At 45.6% G+C, this 24,275-nt stretch carries 16 protein-coding genes and 1 CRISPR repeat array; of the genes, 10 read left to right on the top strand and 6 right to left on the bottom strand.

The annotated features are described in order from the left end of the window. Positions 1-583: 583 nt before the first annotated feature. The 4 genes from NDI35_RS22050 (at position 584) to nrdJ (ending at position 7,189) form a co-directional block, all read left to right on the top strand. Positions 584-2,746, top strand: a complete 2,163-nt coding sequence (locus NDI35_RS22050) for a DUF4394 domain-containing protein (protein WP_445314594.1) — start codon at positions 584-586, stop codon at positions 2,744-2,746. A gap of 163 nt (positions 2,747-2,909) precedes the next feature. Further along, entirely contained in the window at positions 2,910-3,197 is a 288-nt protein-coding gene (locus tag NDI35_RS22045; RefSeq protein ID WP_333069295.1) for a hypothetical protein, read from the top strand. 208 nt (positions 3,198-3,405) lie between these two features. Further along, entirely contained in the window at positions 3,406-5,871 is a 2,466-nt protein-coding gene (locus NDI35_RS22040) for an LAGLIDADG family homing endonuclease (RefSeq protein WP_445314593.1), read from the top strand. Between the two features lie 244 nt (positions 5,872-6,115). Continuing rightward, a complete protein-coding gene (nrdJ, locus tag NDI35_RS22035; protein ID WP_445314597.1) occupies positions 6,116-7,189 on the top strand; it encodes a ribonucleoside-triphosphate reductase, adenosylcobalamin-dependent in 1,074 nt (357 codons plus the stop codon). Between the two features lie 268 nt (positions 7,190-7,457). Here nrdJ and NDI35_RS22030 read toward each other — a convergent pair whose 3' ends face one another. Beyond that, positions 7,458-8,936, bottom strand: coding sequence for a bifunctional orotidine-5'-phosphate decarboxylase/orotate phosphoribosyltransferase (locus tag NDI35_RS22030; protein ID WP_445314592.1), 1,479 nt, complete (start codon positions 8,934-8,936; stop codon positions 7,458-7,460). 222 nt (positions 8,937-9,158) lie between these two features. Here NDI35_RS22030 and NDI35_RS22025 point away from each other — a divergent pair, with 222 nt between their 5' ends. Further along, entirely contained in the window at positions 9,159-9,389 is a 231-nt protein-coding gene (locus NDI35_RS22025; RefSeq protein WP_445314591.1) for a pentapeptide repeat-containing protein, read from the top strand. A 97-nt stretch (positions 9,390-9,486) separates the two neighbouring features. Further along, entirely contained in the window at positions 9,487-10,197 is a 711-nt protein-coding gene (locus NDI35_RS22020) for a DUF547 domain-containing protein (protein WP_445314590.1), read from the top strand. A 252-nt stretch (positions 10,198-10,449) separates the two neighbouring features. After that, a CRISPR array of direct repeats spans positions 10,450-13,612; the repeat unit is 37 nt; unit sequence GTTGCAATCAACCTAAATCCCTATCAGGGATTGAAAC. Between the two features lie 76 nt (positions 13,613-13,688). Here NDI35_RS22020 and NDI35_RS22015 read toward each other — a convergent pair. The 4 genes from NDI35_RS22015 to NDI35_RS22000 form a co-directional block, all read right to left on the bottom strand. After that, on the bottom strand, positions 13,689-15,014 hold the full coding sequence (locus NDI35_RS22015) for a sensor histidine kinase (protein ID WP_445314589.1): 1,326 nt from the start codon (positions 15,012-15,014) through the stop codon (positions 13,689-13,691). A gap of 239 nt (positions 15,015-15,253) precedes the next feature. After that, a complete protein-coding gene (locus NDI35_RS22010) occupies positions 15,254-15,628 on the bottom strand; it encodes a response regulator transcription factor (RefSeq protein ID WP_190659809.1) in 375 nt (124 codons plus the stop codon). Positions 15,629-15,797: 169 nt separating this feature from the next. Then, positions 15,798-17,090 carry an RNA-guided endonuclease InsQ/TnpB family protein gene (locus tag NDI35_RS22005; protein ID WP_445314588.1) on the bottom strand — a complete coding sequence of 431 codons (1,293 nt, stop codon included), beginning with the start codon at positions 17,088-17,090 and terminating at the stop codon, positions 15,798-15,800. Positions 17,091-17,518: 428 nt separating this feature from the next. Then, entirely contained in the window at positions 17,519-18,133 is a 615-nt protein-coding gene (locus tag NDI35_RS22000; protein ID WP_445314587.1) for a Uma2 family endonuclease, read from the bottom strand. 376 nt (positions 18,134-18,509) lie between these two features. Here NDI35_RS22000 and NDI35_RS21995 point away from each other — a divergent pair, with 376 nt between their 5' ends. From NDI35_RS21995 to NDI35_RS21985, 3 genes are all read left to right on the top strand, one after another. Next, the gene (locus NDI35_RS21995) at positions 18,510-19,910 is read left to right on the top strand and encodes a DUF2157 domain-containing protein (protein WP_445314586.1); all 1,401 of its coding nucleotides are present in this window, start codon (positions 18,510-18,512) and stop codon (positions 19,908-19,910) included. A gap of 98 nt (positions 19,911-20,008) precedes the next feature. Further along, positions 20,009-20,707: a GDYXXLXY domain-containing protein gene (locus NDI35_RS21990; protein WP_445314585.1), complete on the top strand. Its 699-nt coding sequence runs from the start codon at positions 20,009-20,011 to the stop codon at positions 20,705-20,707. A gap of 237 nt (positions 20,708-20,944) precedes the next feature. Further along, the gene (locus NDI35_RS21985; protein WP_445314584.1) at positions 20,945-22,066 is read left to right on the top strand and encodes a hypothetical protein; all 1,122 of its coding nucleotides are present in this window, start codon (positions 20,945-20,947) and stop codon (positions 22,064-22,066) included. Positions 22,067-22,315: 249 nt separating this feature from the next. Here the strand turns inward: NDI35_RS21985 and NDI35_RS21980 are convergent, their stop codons facing one another. Next, a complete protein-coding gene (locus NDI35_RS21980) occupies positions 22,316-22,897 on the bottom strand; it encodes a class I SAM-dependent methyltransferase (protein WP_445314583.1) in 582 nt (193 codons plus the stop codon). A 183-nt stretch (positions 22,898-23,080) separates the two neighbouring features. Between NDI35_RS21980 and hemH the strand changes: the two genes are divergently transcribed. Next, entirely contained in the window at positions 23,081-24,244 is a 1,164-nt protein-coding gene (hemH, locus tag NDI35_RS21975) for a ferrochelatase (protein WP_445314582.1), read from the top strand. Positions 24,245-24,275: the final 31 nt, after the last annotated feature.

The following is a 24,275-nucleotide window of genomic DNA, read 5'->3' as shown; positions in this document are numbered from 1 at the left end:
TCTTCAAGATTAGCTATTTAATCTGAGCCCTCTTGAGTTTTTGAGTAACAGCTTGCCTTCTATCCAAAGGCAACTACTTTTAGATGCGATCGTTTTTTAGTCTAAACTCCAGTTAAGTAAATTCCGCAGTTATTATCCACTTTATATTGAGCGATGGTGGTCGCCGCTACACACACAAAGCCCCCCTTGGCAGGCTTTAAGATTAAAGTTGAAAAAAAAATTCTGACTGTACAGATCCAAAATTATAGAGTCAGCGTATATTACTAATGAACGCAGTACAAAATTTCATAGGTTCGCACCGCTAAAAATTTCAGCTTGCCTGTTTGCAGTTGAGCTGCGATCGCCCTTGGCTACACAGCCAACTATAAAATACGGCTAAGTGATCTGTATTTAGGAGTGGGTTTATTTGAATCCGGGGGGGGTTTATATATCATTTGCTCTGCCTGTAATACTTGTATGGCAAGCCACCCCTACAGCCGAAAATAAGAAAAACTATCCTAAAAGTGCCAATTTGTGATATTTTGACTGAGAATACCACCGCCGTTAGGCAACAGAAGTATCAAATTTAGAGGGTGATTAGAGGATGGCAGAAATTAGAGGCACCGCCCAAGCAGACTTGCTAGCAGGAACTCCAGAAGATGACCTGATTTTTGGTTTGATGGGCAATGACACCATTGCCGGTAATTCCGGTAATGACAGCATTTATGGAGGTAAGCAAAGCGATTTAATAGAGGGCAATTCGGGTCAAGACTCGCTTTTTGGAGATTTAGAGAACGACACTATTAACGGCGGAGAAGGTAACGATTTTTTAGTGGGCGGAAAAGGCAGCGATTCCATATCGGGAAACTCCGGCAATGATGTTTTGTCGGGCGATCGAGATACTGACATCCTGATAGGCGGAGACGGGGCCGACGTATTTGTTTTGAGGCGCTACGCTGAGGCTGACCCTTTCCGTACCAGCGGCGGTGTTAGTTTGGCAAATGCGGACGCGATCGCCGATTTTGTACCAGGTACAGATTTAATCGGTTTGGGCGAAGGTGTCAGTTTTAGCGACTTAAATATTCTGGAAGCTGGAAACGATACTGTTATTCAAGACCGCGTAACAGGAGAATTTTTCGCTACTCTCAGAGGGGTGAGACAAAGTGCGATTAACCAGGCAAGTTTCACTAATAATATTGGCAGCGTTGTTCCCAATCCCCCGCCTCCAGCGCGGACAACGGCTTATGCTTTAACTCCTGCTAATCGGATTGTCGGTTTTAGTCTTTCCAATCCGGGAAGTGTGATCTCAGATTTGCCCGTGACTGGATTGCAAGCGGGAGAAAGTTTGCTGGGAATTGATTATCGCCCCGCTAACGGTTTGCTTTACGGTGTGGGTTCTAGCAATCGCTTGTATACTGTCAATCCGATGACTGGGGAAGCAAGTCCAGTCGGTAACGGGGAGTTTGCTGTTCCCCTAACTCCGGGGGCTGTGGGTTTTGATTTCAATCCGACAGTCGATCGAATTCGGTTTGTCAATGAAGCCGATCAAAACGCCCGCCTCAACCCGGATACCGGGGCACTTGTGGATTTTGACACGCTGGCGGGGGGAATTCAACTCGACGGGAATTTAGCTTATGTTGCGGGCGATCGCAATTTTGGGTCAAATCCAGCGGCTGCTGGGGCTGCGTATGTGAACAACTTTGCAGGGGCAACTTCGACAACGCTGTTTGTAATTGACAGCGATTTGGATGTTTTGGTGCGACAAGATCCGCCGAATAATGGAGGGTTGAATACGATCGGATCTTTGGGAGTTGATGCTACTAGCGTTCTCGGCTTTGATGTCAGGAGTATTGGCGGCCGCGAGGTGGCAGTGGCGGCGCTGGAAGTTGGTGGCGTTTCCGGCTTGTACAATATCAATTTAAGTAGCGGTCAAGCTTCCTTTGTCGGTCAAATTGCCGACGGGAGACAGATTAACGGTTTGGCTTTGCCTTTGCCTACAGCTTACGCCTTAACTGTCAGAAATGGCGCTGAAACAATTGTTGGTTTTAACGAGGCGGCACCGCGGGCGATTCTCAGCGACGTGGCAGTTACAGGGTTGCAGCCGGGAGAAAGTTTGCTGGGAATTGATTTTCGCCCCGCTAACGGTGTGCTATACGGTGTGGGTTCTAGCAATCGCTTGTACGCGATCAATCCCGTTACTGGGCAAGCAAGTCCAGTCGGTAGCGGACAGTTTGCTGTTCCCCTAACTCCGGGGGCTGCGGGTTTTGATTTCAATCCGACAGTCGATCGAATTCGGTTTGTCAATCAAGCCGGTCAAAACGCCCGCCTCAACCCGGATACGGGGGCAATTGTCGATGTTGACACGTTGACGGGGGGAGTTCAACTCGACGGGAATTTGGCTTATGCTGCGGGCGATCGCAATTTTGGCAATCCCGGCGCGGCTGCTGCTGCTGCCTATGTGAATAACCTTGCAGGGGCAGCTTCGACAACGCTATTTGCAATTGACACCAATTTAGACATTTTGGTGCGACAAGATCCACCGAATAATGGGGTGTTGAATACGATCGGATCTTTGGGAATTGATGCTGGTACTGTTCTCGGCTTTGATGTCAGGAGTGTTGGCGGTAACGAGACGGCTTTGGCTGCGATCGAGGTTGGCGGAGTTTCGAGTCTATACAATATCAATTTGACGACTGGTCAAGCTTCGATTGTCGGTCAAATTGGTGACGGGCGAGGGATTAAAGGTTTAGCACTGACTTTGATTTAACTGCTAGATTCCCAGCGATTTTAGGCATCAATTATGTACTTTTGAGGTAGAAAGTTGAAAAAAACTCAACTTTTATACAATCTGAAATTGTCAGTCTAAAATCGTTTGGGCAATTCCTAATTACCAATTTGAGGTAACATATTATTTTGCTAACCAAGATAATATGTTATCTCAAGTTTTTTACTTGCTACGTTCCCGCAGTGACGGCAAATATCTCTGTGCCAATCCCAATCCCGATGCGGCAGTGAGTTACCTGCTGATGTTTCGCGAAGACTATGACGCTTTGAGCTATCTGAATGCCCACGCTGCTGATGTTGCCGATCGATTCGGAGTAGAATCGATTTCCGGTTCTCAGGTGAAAAAGCTACTCGAACGTTGGGGCTTTAACGGTGTGGGGGTTGTTCAAGACCCGCTGTTACCCAATATTGAGTTTTTATTGACAAAGGATTGACAATTGACAAGATTTGCTATTCACCCGGTTTCAGGAAGAAATCGGGTTTTTTTGTCAAGTTTTGAGGATCTCGCCCGATCGAGCTTGTACAGTTCTGTGCCCCATATCTAGTGCAAATTGTCAAATATATTAACCTTTTACCCTAAATCTGAATCCTGTTGTATATTCGTAGTCTGTTGATTTATTCCGACACGTCAGTACACAACCTATGGTTCGAGAATTAGAGCGATCGAGTGCCAGCGAGAAACGCAACCCGTCCGATTTCCCCGAAACAGCACCCGCAGCCAATCCAGTATTTTTTAGGACTTACAGCCGCCGCACCGAGACGGGAAGGGAGACTTGGGCCCAAGTGTGCGATCGAACTGTCAAGGGGTTGCAAAAGCTGGGAAACCTCACCCCCGAAGAAACACAACTGCTGCACCGGATGCAAAACCAGCTCAAAACCCTCGCTTCAGGCCGCTGGCTGTGGGTAGGTGGCAGCAAATGGATCGAACAACCAGAGAATTTTTCCGGTGCATATAATTGCTCCTCAACAAATATTCTCGACTGGCGTTCCTTTGGTTTGTTGATGGATTTGGCAATGATGGGCTGCGGCACTGGGGCAGTCTTGGAACCACAATATATCAACCAACTGCCGCCGATTTGCAACCGTTTAACCCTAACCATGCAAGGCGAAATCGGCTCTACACCCGCCCAGTTGCGCCGTCAAGCAACCGAAATAAAAATAGCAGAAAAAACCGCAACTATTTATGTCGGAGATTCTCGCCAAGGTTGGGTAAAATCCTATCAAACTTTGCTGGAATTATCCACAGATGAAAGATTTGCAGGAGAAGTTCAAGTATTCATCGATTTGAGCGACGTTCGCCCGGTGGGAGAACCTTTAAAAGGTTTTGGCGGAGTAGCAAATCCGGTGAAATTGCCCGACCTTTATCAGCGCTGCGCCGCAATTTTGAATAAAGCTTTAGGGCGGCAGTTAAATTCAGTTGAATGCTGCGTGTTGATTGATGAAGCGGCGGTGACAATTGTTGCTGGTAATATTCGCCGCTGTTTGCCCGAAGATGCCCTAGTTCATACTTCTAAAGGACTCGTTCCCATTTGCGACGTGCAAGTGGGTGACTTAGTGCAGACTCCTCTAGGATTCAGGCGAGTGGTTGATAAATTCGACCAAGGATTTCAAGATGTCTACGAAATAGAAACTAATGGCACTTATCCTAGAGCAACTTTAAACCACTCTCAAGCAGTGCTGGCAGATGCTAGAGGCACAATTGTGTGGAAATCAGTTGCTAATTTAGCTGAGGGCGATCGCCTCCTGCACAACACACAAGTTTTACCTGGGACAATTACCCATTTGCCTGCTGACTTTACAATGTCTAGGCCCTCAAAAAGCGGAACAGCTAAGGCGTTTGTAATTCCTGAACTGACAAGTGAAGTGGCTTGGCTGATTGGGTTTACTCACGGTGATGGCTATGTAGCTATTGGTCGCAATAAATACGGTAAACCCTATGGCCGTGTTGAATGGGCAATGAACGCCTTAGATACAGAACTGACACCTAAAATTCAAGCTAAAATCAATGCTGGTTTAGCTTTGTTTGGCTTGACTGCTACTCATGGCAACATCAAGGGTGAAAATACCGCTAAATCCATCTGTTCCTCTATACGATTAGCTGAATATTTCCATCGCTACATCAAGCAGCCAAATCTTCCCTTAGCAATTCCTAGTTTTATTTTGCAGGGATCAGTAGATATCCGAGCAGCTTATCTAGCCGGATTAATGGACAGTGACGGATCTATTAATAGCCGACCACCTCATCTAGTAACCTCAGTATATCGGTCATTTGTGAGACAAATAAGTGCAGTTTTATCCAGCTTGGGTATTGCTGGCAGAATTCTCACCAATTATCCCCAGCAACAAGGATGGCAAATTAAGTACAGCATCACGATTCCAGCATTTAAACAGCGTTATAACGCTTTGATTTCACCTTACTCTGTTAAGGGAGAACTGCGCCAAGGGCTGAAAATGTATGGTTTTACCGTTCCCGGTGTGATAATGCGGGAAGCTTACACATACAGCGAGATGCGAGAAATGGGGTTCCAAGGTTCCCGCACCGTTGATGCTAATTATGAACGCTATATCGTTGAGACTGATATCTCATTAGATATTCCAGTCACAGTCAAAGGAATAGGCAGTTACGATCATGTCAAAACCTACGATATTGAAGTTGAAGAAGCTCATTGTTTCTACTGCGATGGTTATCTGACGCATAACAGTGCCGGAATGCGTCAGTTTTCTTTTGATGACGAACTGGGGGCAAATGCTAAAAACAATCTGTGGCAACAAGATGAAAGCGGCAACTGGAGAATAGATCCAGAACGCGATGCCCTTCGGATGGCAAATCATACGCGAGTTTTCCATACCAAACCTACGCTAGAAGAATGTATTGATGCTGTCCGCAAACAGTATTACAGCGGCGAAGGCGCGATTCAATGGGCGGGGGAAGCTGTAGCTAGATCTAACGTTGATTTACTTTCAACACCGAGTCTTAGAAGTGAGTTTTTGAAAGCTTACGACGAAGGAAAAGCTAAAGAGTGGTTGCAGGAACGCCATCCTAATATGACTGCTGGCGAGTTAGAGCATCGGTTAGTCCGTGTGGGCTTAAACCCGTGTGGTAAGTAATTTTGCCTCACGTAAAAAACCTCGCAAAATCGGAGAAGACTGAGATGTTGACTCCGAGGTAAGTAAGGGAATTAAAAATCCTTTACCACCGTAGAGCGTACCGGGTGAACCTTCTTTATTGAAGAATATAATCCTGGCAAGAGTGCGGGGCATTTACAACTAAAGTAAATGAAAAAGTACGCCGAGCTACAGGGAAAATCGAATCTGTAGAACTAAAGGATAAAAAGCCTTTAGGGTAACAAAACTGGAAATCATCGGCTCTAACTTCCACTGTAATCTTTCTGAGGTTCACCTCAATCAAATTGACCCTTACAATTTCAAAGAACAGGAGGAAGCTTTCAAGGCGGCGGCTCTATCTGTCGCGGTACTTCTCAATCACAAATTTCTTGAACCCCGCTATCAATACAGCCGCGAATTAGACCCGATTGTCGGCGTCTCTTTCACGGGATTGTTCGATTTCTTCGTTCATGCTTTTGGCGTTGAGTGGCTGCGCTGGTGGGGGGAAGGCCGCCCGCAAACTCCGCAAGGAATCGCTTTTAAACAGCGGGAAGAAGAGTATTTGAGTGGTTGGCGCGAGATTGTGAATCGGGTAGTATGGGATTATTGCGATCGCCATTCCTTAAAACGCCCAAATCGCTGCACAACGGTTCAACCATCGGGTACTAAATCTCTGCTGACAGGTGCTTCCCCCGGCTGGCATCCGCCGAAAGCCCAGCGTTTCATTCGCCGAATCACTTTCGGCAAAAACGACCCCGTAGCCCTCGCCTGCATCGACTACGGATACAATGTGATTCCGTCTCAATCTGACAAGGATGAAAACGGCAATTTGCTGAACAATCCCTTCGATGAACGCTGTACAGAATGGCTGGTAGAAATACCTGTTGCGGTAAGTTGGGCTGACTTGCCGGGAGCTGATGAAATTGACATTAACAAGTTCTCAGCGGCGGCACAAATGGACTTTTATATGCAAGTGCAAAAGTTCTATGTCAGACATAACACTTCGGCGACGATTGAACTGCGCGAAAATGAAGTGGAAAGTTTGGGTACGCGGATTTATGAAGCGATTCGCGATGATGAAGGCTACATTTCCGCAGCGCTTTTAGCTCGGTTTGATGCTCTTGAAACTTTCCCGCGTCTGCCCTTTGAACCAATAAACAAGGAAACTTACACCAAGATGGTGGAAGAGACTTTAGCGCGCCGCGAAATTGATGTTTTTCACGCGGCTTTGAGTCGCTATGACTTAGGTGAAATGATGGATTCGGGGCCGGCGGGCTGCGATTCTGATAAGTGTCTGATGCCGGAGACTAAGGCTATGTAATAGCCTTGAAGGAAATCCCCCATTTGGGGGATTTTTTTTATGTTTAATTGCAGATAAACATAAAATCGTAGATACTGTCTTGGTCTGTCAAGGGGTAGCGTTCAAATAATTGGGATCGAAAGGCTTTTGGGATTTTAAAATCCCAAAAGCCAAATGCACTAACTTCCGATATCAGGGAAAAAACGTACATTGAGTGGGGGCGGGTTGCTCAGATTATTAATTTTTGGCGATTATGGTTGGTAAAAGTCTGCCATAGAGGAATTGGGGTTTAATGTTCCGCTGTCAAAAGATTGAATTGCTCGGTATCAATGCGATTGGCTCGATACAAAACTTCAGCTATTTCCGACAGCGCTAACACAGAATGGGCGCGATAACCGTTGGCCTGCATCTTATCTTTGACTCCCTGTTCGTGGTCGATCAATACCACGATATCTTCCACATTCAAGCCAGCAGATTTTAACTTAGCCGCGCCTTCCATCACGCTTTTGCCACTAATCAAAATATCATCGACTACGACAATCGTTTCTCCTGGATGAAAATGCCCCTCAATCAATTTGCCGGCACCGTAAGTTTTCACCTCCTTGCGCGGGAAAATCATCGGGCGTTCCATCCGCAATGCTAAACCGGTTGCTGTGGGTAAAGAACCGTAGGGAATTCCCGCAATGCGATCGAATTTTAAATCCTTGAGAATCTCTGCATAAGCGCTGACAATTTGGTGGAAAATCTGCGGAATAGAAATTATTTTCCGCAAGTCGATGTAATATGGAAATACGGCGCCCGATGCTTGTACGTGGTCGCCAAAAACTACGCAGCCGATGTCATAAAGTTGCAAGATTAAATCGCGGTGAGGTTCCGGTTGCAAAAAGCAAACATCGGGCAGCCACAGTTCGCAAGTGGGACTACCTTCGATCGCCTTTAGCCTCTGTTGATTAATATTATCCCGCAATTTCTCAATTGCTCGGCGCTGCTCTTTCTCCGCTAATAAACTGGGGGGGACTGGCAGCAATAAACCTTCACCATTCTTGCTTAAACCAGCCGCCAGCAGTTGTGCGAGGTCGTTTTCTTCTGTCAGGTCATTTTCTTCGGCGATGTCTCCTTCGACTAAAATTAGGCGTTCAGGAGCAGCTTGGCGGATGCGCGCTAACATATCCGGCATTACTCCTACTTCTAAACCGACTTTTTCGGGAGTTCCCCAAGTTTGAGAGAGTCGGACTAATTGCAAGTACAAAGGATTTTCTGGCGTCGGGTATTCTTGCACAGCCTCGGCTGAGGGGTTGGCGGTGGCACAGAGTACAAAAACAGTTTTTCCGGCGTATAACAAAAAAGGCGCTACTTGGTCGAATCCGGCATAGGGACTTAAGGTAATAGCGTCAACTCGCCAGTCTTGAAATACAATTTTGGCAAACACTGTGCTGGTATTTAAATCGCAGTGTTTGGCATCTAAAATTACTGGCAGGTGAGGGGGAATAATTGTTAAAATTTCTTGCAGCAATGCCCAACCGGGAATACCGAGAGATTGGTAAAAACCGAGGGTGATTTTGCAGGCACAGATTAAATCGGCTGTTTGGTCGATCGCACTTTTTAGCTTTGACAACAAATCAGTTACAAAAGTTTGAGTCTCTTCCCCAGTCATGGAAACCAGGGGGGGCAAGGTTTCTGGGTCGGGGTCGAGGGCTAAATACAGCAAACTTTGATTGGTTTCAACAGCCGCTAACAGTTTATCGAAAAAGTTGGTGCGATCCGTCATAATTTGTTAGGAAGGTAAGGGAAATTAAAAAAAATGCAGCTCAAAGTGAGAGGGGTGTTGTGCCGGAAGAAACCGATCCCCGTTGAAATTGAAATTAAGAATCTTTTAAGATTGTAGAATGTAAAGAGCAGGAAATCTGTAACTTTGGGAGCAGTTTCATGAGGAATGATTTTCGGGTTGGCTACACCGGTGATTGCACCTAACCCGCAGCAAGTCAATTAGTTGTGGTACGCTAACCAGTGTCCGGGCGGCGATTTTATCGGCATTCCCCTGCCGCAGGCGAGTTTAGCAAATGCGAATTTGCAAGGGGCAGATTTGAGAGAAGCAAATTTTAGGGAAGCTAATTTATCCGGGGCAAATTTGAGCGGGGCTTCTTTGTGGCAAGCTAATTTACAAGGTACTAATTTTACTCAAGTGAATTTAACCAGAGCCCGTTTGATGGGTCTAATCTAAAAAATCCTACCGTTGGAGGTATTATTTTGGTTGACGGTAGTATTAAATAGAAGCAGAAGCTAAAGCAATGCCCGCCTTATATTATGGATAGTAATAAATGATCGCTACGATCGACTTTACGATTTGGGACGAGTTGCTGCAACGCTACGTTGACGATTTCGGCCGCGTCAATTATCGGGGCTGGAAAGCTGAGGGGGCGGATGTTTTGAGGGGGTGGCTGGAAAGTTTGGCGGATGTGGATTTGACGGATGGTACTGATGCGGATGCGCGGCTGGCGTTGTGGCTGAATGCGTATAATGCGATCGCAATTTCTCAAGTTCTGGAAGTATATCCGATCGCGTCCATCCGTCCCAAAATTTTGGGAATTCCCAACTGGCTGAGTTTTTTGGATTTTTTCACTCGTTCAAATACGATTATTGGCGGCAAAAAGTACAGTCTCAATCAAATCGAACACGCAATTTTGCGGCCGGAATTTGCCGAACCGCGCATCCATTTTGCATTAGTTTGCGCTTCAGTCGGGTGCCCGCTGCTGCGCCGGGGGGCTTATTTCCCGGAGTCGGTACGGACTCAACTAGAAGCGGATGCGAGCCGTTTTATTCACAATCCTGATAAGGTGCGATATGATGCCGAGAAAAAGACGCTTTATTTGAGCAAGATTTTTAAGTGGTACGGGGAGGATTTTGTAAAGGCGGCGGGTTCGGTGGCTGATTATGTGGGCGGTTATTTGGGGCCGGAGGCGGCTGTGGGCGATGGATGGGCGATCGTTTTTTTGCCCTATGACTGGAATTTGAATCGGGTTGAGGGTTGAGTTTTGCGTCTATGGGTAGGTGTTTTTTTGAGGGGGTAATTTTTTTCGGCTGTATCAGTTGCGTAGTATGGGTTTAAGACATTTTAGGAAAAATTAGACAGACGCAAATGCGGTATTGCTTGCTGTGAAAGGTTTTGAGGCTTGTTGAAAATTTTGCCTCTTGACAGGTCGATCTTGAAATGGTACTTTTAATATGTACAGACGCAAACGAACCTTGAAAACTAAATACAGTAATGGTTTCAGAAACCAACAGTTGCAATCAACCTAAATCCCTATCAGGGATTGAAACGGATTCCGGCTCCTTACCGTGCCTCGAAATTTAGTTGCAATCAACCTAAATCCCTATCAGGGATTGAAACTAATTGGAAAACCTCAGGCGCCCGAAATTTTTTAAGTTGCAATCAACCTAAATCCCTATCAGGGATTGAAACGAGCAGAATTAACTGCTAAATTATTATTTTTCGTTGCAATCAACCTAAATCCCTATCAGGGATTGAAACCGATTCAACTTCAGAGGCCGAATCTGACTACCCTGGTTGCAATCAACCTAAATCCCTATCAGGGATTGAAACACAATGGAATTATCCTTTATTACGAACTGCAAGTGAAGTTGCAATCAACCTAAATCCCTATCAGGGATTGAAACGGAGATTGTACACCCACTGTACTTATCCAACAATACTGTTGCAATCAACCTAAATCCCTATCAGGGATTGAAACGCTTAATAGCACTTACCTGCTCTGGCAAAAACTGTTGCAATCAACCTAAATCCCTATCAGGGATTGAAACTTACAAGTAGGACAATCCCAGCGAGTCCCTATATGAGGGTTGCAATCAACCTAAATCCCTATCAGGGATTGAAACATTAATGATAGAGTTAATAGTTCTATCACTAATACGTTGCAATCAACCTAAATCCCTATCAGGGATTGAAACAATTGATAAGTAATAGCAGTGAACGATAGAATCGTTGCAATCAACCTAAATCCCTATCAGGGATTGAAACATATGTACTGCGCTTCCAACCCTTTCCCTGAAGGTTGCAATCAACCTAAATCCCTATCAGGGATTGAAACAGTGAGTATCAGGCTTGATACGGCCACATTAGCGAGTTGCAATCAACCTAAATCCCTATCAGGGATTGAAACCCACTGCTTGTACTGGGGCCAAATTAAAGCCGAGTTGCAATCAACCTAAATCCCTATCAGGGATTGAAACATTACTGGTCGGGAAACCCCGGCAACCGCCCAACAGAGTTGCAATCAACCTAAATCCCTATCAGGGATTGAAACTCCCAAACTTCGGACTTCTCATCGTGCAAATCCGGTGTTGCAATCAACCTAAATCCCTATCAGGGATTGAAACATGCTTAAAGGCATGGACTTGAACGATCGCACCCGCGTTGCAATCAACCTAAATCCCTATCAGGGATTGAAACGGCGTTGTTCTTTCTACGACTTCTTTGGTATGACCGCAGGTTGCAATCAACCTAAATCCCTATCAGGGATTGAAACATTAATGTATATGGAACTTGGCTAACAATTCCAAGTTGCAATCAACCTAAATCCCTATCAGGGATTGAAACTCAGAATCATCTATTTCGCTTAGATCGTCTAAAGTTGCAATCAACCTAAATCCCTATCAGGGATTGAAACTAGCAACAAATTCAAGCAATCGTTGCAGCCGCACTTGTTGCAATCAACCTAAATCCCTATCAGGGATTGAAACAAGGAGATTCCAGCCTTTGAACTGGAAAAGCTCAATGTTGCAATCAACCTAAATCCCTATCAGGGATTGAAACAAGCAATCCCCCGCGTGTCGGTGGTGGAGTTTCGGTTGCAATCAACCTAAATCCCTATCAGGGATTGAAACTTGTGGTCGGTAGGAGTCGATTGCTCCATCAGCTGCAAGCTGGCGTACAGTTGCAATCAACCTAAATCCCTATCAGGGATTGAAACAACACCTTCTCCCCTATGCCTGAAGAACTTAAGGTTGCAATCAACCTAAATCCCTATCAGGGATTGAAACGCGCGATTGCTGCGGTGTTCATGCCTGTCGTTCCGTTGTTGCAATCAACCTAAATCCCTATCAGGGATTGAAACATATCTTGTCGCAGGGAAGTATGGCATTGTAGGGTTGCAATCAACCTAAATCCCTATCAGGGATTGAAACCAGTATTCTGGGTTTGTTTCGTCAAAGTCTTGTGGTTGCAATCAACCTAAATCCCTATCAGGGATTGAAACACTAAATATATGGTTGATCCTACTTGGGTTGAGCGTTGCAATCAACCTAAATCCCTATCAGGGATTGAAACTTATGAACACGAACAGGGAGCCGGAGTGCGATCGGCGGTTGCAATCAACCTAAATCCCTATCAGGGATTGAAACTCATAGTTTAGGCTTCCACAGAAAAACCGCTAGTTGTTGCAATCAACCTAAATCCCTATCAGGGATTGAAACCTGAAAAAAGGTAGCGATAGGGGTATCACTATTTTCGTTGCAATCAACCTAAATCCCTATCAGGGATTGAAACTGACCCCTCCGGTTGTAGAACCCGAAGAATTCGATCCGGGTTGCAATCAACCTAAATCCCTATCAGGGATTGAAACTTAGCAATTAGCCTTTTTAAGATAAAGGGAATGCGGTTGCAATCAACCTAAATCCCTATCAGGGATTGAAACTTGGCGCCGGCGCCTGCGCCGGCCGGCCGAGGCACGAGGCCGTTGCAATCAACCTAAATCCCTATCAGGGATTGAAACATCGACATCCGACGCTTTCACGCTTGCCATGACTGCAGTTGCAATCAACCTAAATCCCTATCAGGGATTGAAACCCTGGGTATATCGCCACAAACAGTATCAGCTAGCGTTGCAATCAACCTAAATCCCTCTCAGGGATTGAAACAAGTAAGGAGAAAGGCAAACATTATTAAGACCTGTTGCAATCAACCTAAATCCCTATCAGGGATTGAAACGATCGCCTACGTAAAGCATTTCATCGAAATTATAGAAACGTTGCAATCAACCTAAATCCCTATCAGGGATTGAAACGCTCTCGTAAAACTTCTATCTGTTTCTCTATATTGGGTTGCAATCAACCTAAATCCCTATCAGGGATTGAAACAAAGGGGTACAAGTTGAAACAGTCTCACCCATAAAGAGTTGCAATCAACCTAAATCCCTATCAGGGATTGAAACCCGAATCGCTATTTGTAATGAGTTTGTACATTCAAGTTGCAATCAACCTAAATCCCTATCAGGGATTGAAACGCTTGTTTGTATCGAGAACGGCATTTAACTCAAGTTGCAATCAACCTAAATCCCTATCAGGGATTGAAACTATGAGTTTGGAAGAAATAAACGCTCAGGGAAAACCTAGTTGCAATCAACCTAAATCCCTATCAGGGATTGAAACGCTGCTGTGCAAAGTTCGGCCTCGGTTTGGGTTTGGTGGAAGAAGTGACACGGAACCAGACAACGGGATCAACTACTTATGATTCTAAGGGTAGAGAAAGGGTGAATACAGCCCCTTGACCGGGTTTACTACTGGCTGTAATGCTGCCTCCATGCGCTTCAATAATGCGTCTGGCAATCGCTAGACCCAGACCAACCCCATTCTTACTAGAGCGGCTCGTGGTGTAAAACTGTTCAAAAATGCGAGGTAAATCGGTTTCAGGAATGCCGCTTCCCTGGTCTCGAATTGAAATCAGAGCCTGTTGCTTGTTGCCAGAGGCAGCAATGAAAATACGAGCATTGGGGGTAGAGTATTTAATCGCATTGTCTAAGAGATTCAAAAAAGCCTGTAATAAGCGTTCCGAATCGCCCATAATCCGAAGGTCAGCAACATCAACTTCTACAGTCACGTTTTTAGCCTGCATACGAACTTCCATTGCTCTAATCGCACGGCTGATGACACTTTCTAAGGGAATGGCTTGGATTTCTAATAGCGTGACACCCGCTTCTAAGCGTCCTAAATCGAGCAAATCGTGAATCAAGCCCGAAAGCCGCTTCGTCTCCTCTTTGATGGTTTGAAAGAAGCGATCGCGCAACTCCAGCTCATCCACAGCGCCACGCTCCAGCGCATCAATGGTGACCTGAACATTACTCACAGGGGTCCGCAGTTCATGGGAAACATTCGCTAGGAAGACTCTGCGTTCGTTGTCCAATGATTTCAACCGTTCACTCATACGATTCAGTTCCGTTGCGAGTTGGTCTAGTTCATTACTTTGACGAATCACGAGTTTGTCATCAAACTGTCCTCTACCCACGCGAATCGCAAAGTTTCGCATCACCTCAATGGGTTTAGAGAGACTCCGGGCTAATCGCTCGCTGACCAAGGTACAGAGAAGAATGGTAATGCCAAGGGCCACTAAAATTGTCCAGATCACCCTTACAAACTGTTTCTGAAACTGTTCTAAAGTAATCGAGATGCGTAATATCCCCAACATCTGACCGTTGCGAGTCATCGGTTTGACAATATAGAGGCGATCGTCCGTTGATAAAACCCCTTTAGCCATGCCCTGCACCGAATGACCGTGTAGTGCTTCTGAAACGCCAGGTATCAGCAGCCAATTGGTGATTTGTCGATCTGTTTGAGGGTTAGAGGTGGCTAGCAGCGAACCTTGGGCATCAAAGACACGGAGTGTGATATTGGCGGGTGCCCCATAGCGCCGAACAGTGGTCTGCACCCGTTGCGTATCTTTTTCTTCGAGGGCATCTGCAACGCTCTCGCTCAGTGCTGTTGCCCAGTTTTCTAAATCTGTCTGACGAGACTGCATGAAAAAGGCATAAAACGTCCATAGGATGTAACCAGACATAAGCGAGGTTCCTAAGACGATCAGGAGTAGATAGGTAAACAAGAGCTTCGTGTGGATTGAATTCCACCGAAAAGATGCTAACCATCTGCTCGTGAAGGAGTCTTGGGCAAAAAGTTTCATCCGCTCAAACATGGCTGGTATAAATGGTGTATCCGTTGCAAGTGATCCTAACCTAGCGCCATTGGTCACGGATTGAGCCAACCGAGCTATCAAACCCTTGAAGGATGCCTTAACCGCTTTTAAGTAGATTCCGCATGATGGCGGCGCAGCAAAGCTTTAATCCGTGCGAGCAATTCCTGCGTATTGAAGGGTTTGGTCACATAATCATCTGCCCCTGCCTCTAAGCCCAACACTTTATCCATATCTTGGTCTTTAGCCGTTAGCATCAGTATAGGCACATTAGAAAAAGCCCGGATACGCCAACACACTTCCATCCCATCAACTTCTGGCATCATCAGATCGAGCAGAATGATATCGGGTACTTGCTTGTGGAATTGTTTGATCGCGCTGTGTCCATCAGGTGCTGTAGTGACCTCATAGCCTTCCTTTCTCAGTGAGTAAGCAAGGCTTTCACAGAGTGGGGCTTCGTCGTCTACCAACAAAAGATGCGGCATTAGTATAAATAGTTATATTTCATATCGAGCATCTCAAAGACACGATTCACCGACATCTACCTTGAGAGGTAAATCGTCTTGGTTCCGCTCAGGTTTTGCTGCTTACAAATACTAGGCAGCAAAACGATGGACAGTTACGAGCGGTTATAGCTGGTAAAAGTATAGTCATTTATTGCATGACATGGGAGGCGTTAAGTCCCTCCCCCTTCCCTTTCACTTTGAGCGGATCGACCCGCCTCGGCTGAACTACGCAGCTCCCTATCCCATTGCGGAACGCATTTGGGATTGCTTTTCTGAGGATATTGTACGCTGCATTCACATCGGAATTAATTAGCTGACCAGTCGATGTTTTGTACAAACCCCGCTTAATCCGCTTACCAGTAAACACAGGCTCTTTTTCGGTTTTTCCATAAACAGGAATTGGGTCTAAACCTAAAAAACTGGAGCGGGATGTGTAGGATTCTTCCTGCACAATTACTGTGATTCCCGCCAACCGAGCTTGGTACTCCAACATTTCAATTAATCGAGAGTGAGGAATACTAACAAAATTTTGATTGTTTTTCTTCCCTAACTCGATTTCTGTTTTCCACTGCGCGTTCTTGCCAATTACTAGGGTCCCAATCTGCTTGGTGAGCAAAAGGTTAATAATTAGACGGCTAGCATGATGTAAGTAATTGTCAACTTTTTGATGGCGACAGCGAGTTAAGCGCTGAATGCGGGGCGAAGTTTTGCGATTCCCTTTTAACTGGGATTGCAATCGTGCTTTCCGCTTGTTGTAAAACTGGTTAATCGATTTCAATGGTCGCCCGTTAATCAACAAAGGGATAAATCCCGGTTGATTTGAAGTTAGCGCTACTAAATTATCCAGTCCCAAATCAATACTAGCTACAGAGTTGGCATTGTCAAGGGTGGACTCCGCTTCACTTCGACTACGCTCAGTACAAGCATCATAAATGACCTCAATTATATATGAATCACATTTCGGAACCAGTCGAACTTGACAAATTTGGTTGGGATTGAGTTGGGTTTTAATTGAAAGTTCAGTGCCGGAAAGTTTAATGATTCCTTTCTTCAACTGTTTGCTGCTAATTGCTTGAATCGTGTAGATGAGAAGGTTTCGCCCTTTGACCTTATCTTTGTACTTTGGTAGTTTTGGGCGACCTGTGAATTTGGAATGATCGACTTTGTAAGCTTTAACGGCTTCAAAAAACGATTTCCAATTTTTGTCTAGCACCATCAAGATTTGCTGACTTACTTTAGCAGGCAAAGCCTTATATGCTTCGTGAGACTTCATCAATCGGTTCATTTCGTTATAACTGACATAACCCCATCCATAAATAAAGCTCTGACGAATGACGTAATTGGCGGCATTGTAGAGGTTTTTGGACTTGAAAGCTAGTTCGTCTATTTGGGCGAAACGGTGTTCCGTTGATTTAATGATGTGCCTCTGTGTTAGTTGCATTTGAGACTTGCGTTTTTTGGGCTATGCGTATTCCTTGTTCAACACTCACAACAATATAATACCATTATTGTTTATAATTGCTTATAAACTCAAGGAAGTTTTACAATACCAATTTAATGTGAAGTTGCACATATCTCGATCCCCCTCGCATCTCCCTGATAGTAGGGGGACGAAAGATCGGACTCTTGTCCCCCCCCGGACGCGGGGGGCTAGGGGGGATCGGATTCTACGGGGCCTCATAAAAAATTGGTATTAGGGATTGAAACGGGTTACTCCAAATTGCATCTCGACGCAAATCGAGCGCTGCCGCAATCAAACTAAAACTCTATTAGGGATTGAAACATAGCCTTAATCAGGTTGAGAGTGGAGATTTTCACTAATAGCTAATTGGTTATATGAATGCTAACCAATTAGCTATTGATCCGCCCTTAAACCTCTCCACTCAAAATCTGTTGAACCGTCAAACTTAGCTGTGGAAACATCGGAGATACTATCGCCTCTCCATCCCGAAATACCCCAACCTCAACATATTGCCCCTCCTCAAGCCGCAAAACCGTCACCACTTGTTCTATTGGATCGATAACCCAATACTCTGCGATGCCCCGCGCTGCGTACTGAGCTCGTTTGCGTTGGCGAAGCCCTCGAAGAGGATCGTAATCCCGATCCCTGCCCACTCTACCCGGACTCACTACCTCCACAACAAACCGAGGAGGCAGCATATCGAAAGTGATAGTTAGCCTGATTCCTGTCAGCGGAATATGTTCAGGTTCCAGAATTATCAAATCGGGGTAGCGGTTGGCCGCATCTCCCGATCGCAAAACGGCAACTTGAACCTCGCAATTATGCGTTTTAATCAGCCTGAGTGGCACTAGCCCGCTGCTAGCCAGATAGAAAAATAGATAGTTAGCAATGAAATTATTAGGTTCAGATTCTGGTGGCAAAGCTATTAACTCCCCATCAATTAACTCATAGCGTTGACCCGTATCATTTGAGTAATTAAGGTACTCGTCAAAAGTTAATTTTTTAGAGTGAGCTTGTACCATAATATTACATTCCTTGATTTATTCGTTCCTTTCTGCTGGTAGTTTGTTTATGTAGAAACGGTTTCAACAGCCGAAGGATATCAATCAAAACTGCTGTGCAAGTTCAGCAGGTGTCCCAGCCTCCATCGACAATCGACCCACAAGTGACATATTAAAAACTATCACAGTTCAAATCCAATACGCTTGGGTTAAAACTGTTTATTCCTCGGAGATCCCCCTAAATCCCCCTTAAAAAGGGGGACTTTGAGTAGGTTCTTGTCCCCCCCTTAAAAAGAGGGACTTTGAGTAAGTTCTTGTCCCCCCCTTCTTAAGGGGGGCTAGGGGGGATCGGCCTTAACTAAACCGTATTGAGTTCAAATCCTCTGGAATATAAACAATGATTTCAGATAAATTTCGGCGCGAGTTGCGAGATCAAGCCAAACTCTGGCAAGCAGAAGGACTCATCGACACTTCATTCTACCAACAACTTTCCGAACGCTACCAATTCAACACACTCGAAACCGCCTCCCGCAACCGATTCCTCAGCATTCTCATCAGTCTCGGCGGCATTCTCCTCGGTATAGGAGTCATCACCTTTGTAGCCGCAAACTGGCAAGTTTGGTCGCGCGAAGTGAGAGTTGCACTGCTGCTAAGTCTTTTCGTAGCAGTCAATGCGGGGGGTTTCTATCTGTGGCGAATTCCCCCATCCCGAAGCCAAAACTCCCATCCCAATATGCCCGCAACAAAAGGGCGAAACACACTCCTAGGTGAAGGATTGTTGCTGTTAGGTGCTCTGATTTTAGGAGCAAATATGGCATTGATGGCGCAAATGTTCCACATTGGCGGTTCTTCCTACGGACTTTTCCTTGCTTGGGGAATCGGCGTGCTCGGAATGGCTTACAGTTTGCGGTTGACTTCCTTGGGCGTTTTGTCCGCACTTTTAATCGGTTGGGGCTATTGGTTTGCCGTGTTAGATTGGTCTTCCAAAGTCGAGTTTTCTTGGCTGGAAGTTTTGGTGCGGCAAATGCCGATCGCAGCCAGTATAATGTTTGTGCCCCTGGCTTATTGGTGTCGATCGCGTGCTATTTTTACCCTAGGTGCGATCGCGATAATTTTTTCCCTACAAGTTTCTATAGTCCAAGGGTTAAATCAAACCTGGGGTACAGCAATTTTTTGTGCTTTACCGCCCGCTTTGCTATGGGGATACGACGATGCAATCTGGCCCAAGGTACGCAACAAGCTGTTTCAACCTACCGCCCGCAGTTTAGCACTGCTGTTTCTCGCCGGTTTGTTTTATTTTCTTTCTTTCCACTGGTTTTGGCAAGATTCGCCGAATCCTGCGCCAACTAAGCCCGATTGGGTTTTGCTGGCAAATGTGGTTGTTTTGGGGGGTTTCACGGTGTTTGAATGGCTGCGTCTGGGACGTTTGGAACTCCGGCGGCCCAAACAAAATGGTGTGGATTTGACCACAAGTGCGATCGGCATTTTAATCCTCGCCAGCGCCTTTATACCGTTTTTTCACCTCAGTTTTACTCCCATTCCTCAATTAGCGACTTTTCTGTTCAATGTTTTCTTATTTTTGCTCGCTGTCGGCTTAATCCGAGAAGGTTTAGCTTTAGGAAACCGCCGGACTTTTTGGGGAGGCATGGTATTAATCACCCTGCAAATTATCAGCAGAGTGTTTGAATATAACACAGGATTGTTGCTCAAATCTTTTGTATTTGTTTTGTGCGGAATAGGCGTAATTGCTGCGGGTTTGTGGTTCGAGCGCCACTTCGCAAAAATTCCCGATGAATAGAAATTATTCACCTCTCTCTTCTCTCACTCATCGCCCTCTGCGTTCTCTGTGGTTTAATCATTCCGAAACCACCGTAAACAATATAACCCATACATAACATGAACACAAACAACATTGACTTATTAGTTAACAATCCAGATACAACAAATCTGTTTCAGCTTCCCCCGGAAGCAAAACGCCTTCCCGCGTGGCGAATGTGGGTTCCTTTACTCTTGCAAATCGGACTAATTGCCGCCGTACCCGCCACCGCCGTTTACACTTTTATTACTGGCAAAACAGTTGTCCTGCAAACAGCACCAGTAGACCCTTACGACTTTTTGCGCGGATATTACCAAGTTTTGAGCTATGATATTTCCGATCGCACAAATCTCCAAAAACTCCCCGGCTGGAAAGATTTACCCACGGAAAAAATATATTGTCCGCCCGGAGTTGTTTGTCCACAAAATACGAACACTGTCAAGGCAAAAACCAGTTTTTATGTAATCTTAGAAGCGCCAAAAGCGGCGACTAATCCCGGCCGCCCCCAAGCTTGGAAACCCGTCCGCGTCAGTCTAGAAAATCCTACCAATTTGCCCGCCAACCAAATCGCAATTAAGGGCAAATATAACGGTTGGCAGATGGAATACGGCTTAGAAACTTATTATATGCCAGAGGATGAAAGGGAAAAAGTCAATCAGGAGATTAGCGAAGCTCAAAGGAACCAGCGACAATCTTTTTTAGTAGAAGTAAAGGTTGACAAAACAGGCCATGCTGTGCCTGTGAGTTTGTGGGTGCGCGATCGCAATTATCGATTTTAGCCAATAAGGGCAAAAGGTCGATCGGGCTTTTGGTCTAGCTTTGAGTATTTTAGCTTAGGGATGGGGCTGCTGGTGGGCGATTCCCTACCGCAACGGGCACACACGCGCGATCGGGATAGCTTCGCTGGCGCAGACATTTCAATTGCCGACAACCCAAGAGAATCTATTAAGATATATAAGACTTGTGCAAATCTTGCCAATTCAAGGGCGCAAGTCATGACTCTACTGGAGCTTCTCATGTTAGCCGAGCTAATCTCAGCCAGACGCATACTCAAGACCAAACTCCTCGACTTCTTAGGACTTCCCGAAAATTGCCAAGACCAAACCGATCATCTCGTCAACCGAATTGTATCCCTGCTGGAAGAAAATCCAGCCGAACAAGAAAGATTTTGGGAGACATTCAAAAGTGAATTAGCCGTCGATCCGGTAGAATTAGAAACAATACTCAAGTGTTCGCCAGCAGAACGCCAGCAGTGGATTGAACAAGACAAACTCCCTATTTTAGAATACCGCTCTTTCCGTAAATCAGGAATCCATTTAGAATATCCCGTTCACGACAGAAGATTCATCTTAAGTCTAACGCCAACCGATATTAATAATTGGCGCAAAGAACCCAAAGGGCTGATTAAAAATAATCGCGAAATCCCCCCCCCAATCAATACAGAAAAGCCTGAAGAAAACGAACAATCACGAGTAGCTTTTAGTTCAGCTTGGGAAAAAATTATTGCCGACTGGAAAGAACAAGGTTCGGCGGAAATTTCAGCAACCTTCCAGCTAGCTTACTGGACAGTTTGGGCGTCGCGCTGGGCCAAAGAAAATCAGCTCAACAGCTTTAAAGCAATTAAATATAAGGAAGTCTACGAAACTCACCAACAAGAATGGTACCAGCGAAAAAATCAAGCAGTCAAGTTACTGATTGAAATGCCCTACGCCATGCTTTATTTCTACCGTCCGGCGGATTCTGACAAATTATATCTCGAACTGTGCGACGACCACCAGGAAATGATGAAAGATGGCTACTATTGGGACAAGTGGGATTTTTTCTATCAGAACCGCAAACTTGTAAATAAGTGCCGCGAATGTGTGTACTGCGAAACCAAAGATTATTACTCGCTTTACTATCTCGAAATCAAGAGCGACAAGTTTCCCGATTTTAGCTTTTCTTTCCACACGCCGTACCCAATCGGCAGAAAATTTTTGCCGCATCCAGAAACGCTGCCTTATGTAGACCACGTAGAACAAGACGGCATTTTTCGCTTTGGCCGCCCGCTGCTGGAACAAGAGAAAGCTATTCACACAGAAAAGGATGTGTTGCTCAAGTTTGAGGCGGCTTTGGCAGCAGCGAAAAAGTTTGTTTAGTTATGAGTCATGAGTCATTAGTAGACTTATTGCAAATTTTTTTGAGTGCTAGGGAAACCGCAGATAAACGCAGATAAACGCCGATGCTTTTCCAGATTGTTTGCAAGGAAAGGCAATCTTGTCTCCTAATGACTTTTGACGAATGACTTTTGAACTTGGATTATATCAAATCCGTTAGCATCGGAAGAGTAAATTCGAGTTCACTGTTGACGGTTGACTGTTGACGCCGTGAACAGTCAACCGTCAACATCATTCCGGTGTAACCGGAAATGATATTACTTGAATGCTGCCGCCAGCATAAATTTTGGGTTGTTGAGCTTCTTTGGAATTGTACGATCGCCATCCCACCTCTGCCAACAAACTTTCCAAGTCTGTTTCGCTCAACTTCCCTGCAGTTTCAGTCTCAAACAACCACAAAAATACAGCCAACCCTGGCAAAAGTACCGGATTTATGGTCAGATGAAAATCTACCAAAATGAATAGACCACCGGACTTGATCGCGCGGTATACTTCCTGAAAGATTGTCGCAATTGCGCCCGTTGCATTTCGTGCATCGCAACGCTGCTGTGTACTCCTGTCAAACTGACAGTCGGGAAAAGGCATCGACTCGGCAAAAGCTTCTAAATAATAATTGGCTGATGGTACATTTTTCCTTGCCCCTTGCAGAGATAATGGCGCAGCGTCAAGTCCTGTGACATCCGGGAAATATTGCACCAGAAATTGCTTAGTTTGACCGCTACCGCAGCAACGGTCTAAAACTTTAGTTTCGGCGCTGACGGTCAAATTTTCCCAGGCTAGTTGACCCAAACGAGCAGTGCCGCCTACGCTCACTCGCAGCCAGACGCGCGATCACATCGTAGAGTCACTGAGAGAAACTGATACCGATAACTTAAATCTCTAAAAAGTGTTGCCACAGTCAAAATTATGTATACCTTGCTATCGACTTAAGATATTATTAAGTTATATGATAAAGATAAGTAACAGAACTGAGACGATGGGAGAGCTGTAACCGCTATGGGTCGTGTGGGAGTATTGCTATTAAACTTGGGCGGGCCAGATCAAATCGAGGATGTCCGTCCTTTCCTGTTCAACTTGTTTGCTGACCCGGAAATCATTCGCATCCCGTTTCCGTGGATGCAAAAACCGCTCGCCTGGTTGATTTCGACCCTGCGCTTTCAAAAATCCCAGGAAAACTACCGCCAAATCGGGGGCGGCTCTCCTTTGCGGCGAATTACCGAGGAACAAGCCGTAGCCCTGCAAGAACGATTGCAGTCCAAGGGACAAGATGCTCGAGTATACGTGGGGATGCGCTACTGGCATCCTTTTACTGAAGAGGCACTCGCCAAAATTAAGCGCGATCGCATCGAACATTTGACAATCTTGCCGCTATATCCTCAATTTTCCATCAGCACCAGCGGTTCTAGCTTCCGACAGCTAGAAGAAATGTGGGGCAAAGATCCAGCTCTCAAGGATATCGAATATACCGCGATTCCTTCTTGGTATAAGCGGCCAGGCTACATTCAGGCAATGTCGGAACTGATAGCCCAACAACTAGACCACAATCCCGATCCCGATCGCGTTCACATCTTTTTCAGCGCCCACGGCGTCCCCCTCAGCTACGTAGAAGAGGCTGGAGACCCCTATCAGCGCGAGATAGAAGATTGCACTCGTCTGATTATGGAACATTTGAACCGACCGAACGAACACACTCTAGCTTATCAAAGTCGGGTTGGCCCGGTGGAATGGCTCAAGCCTTACACCGAAGACGCCATTACCGAATTGGCAGAAAATGGAGTCCAAGATTTGTTGGTAGTTCCGATTAGTTTTGTTTCCGAACACATCGAGACTCTGCAAGAAATTGACATGGAGTATCGAGAATTAGCAGAAGAATCGGGGATTAAAAATTTCTACCGAGTGCCCGCCCTGAATACTCATCCGGTGTTTATTGAAGCTTTGGCCGATTTAGTCATCGAGTCGATCGAATCTCCCAACGTTAAATTCTCTGATGTGATACGCCCTTCCAAGAGAGTGAAAATGTACCCTCAAGAGCAGTGGGAGTGGGGTTTGACCACGGGGGCAGAAGTCTGGAACGGTCGTGTGGCGATGATTGGTTTTGTGGCACTATTGCTGGAGTTAATTACGGGTCAAGGCCCGCTACACTCGATCGGATTGCTTTAAATTGACAGTTGACAGTTGGCAGTTGACAGTT

The sequence above is a fragment of the Microcoleus vaginatus FACHB-2002 genome, from assembly GCF_040004035.1.
GTDB classification, from domain to species: Bacteria; Cyanobacteriota; Cyanobacteriia; order Cyanobacteriales; family Microcoleaceae; genus Microcoleus; species Microcoleus vaginatus_C.
The sequence above is the reverse complement of the archived record's forward strand: the minus strand, read 5'-3'. Positions and strand labels throughout refer to the sequence as shown.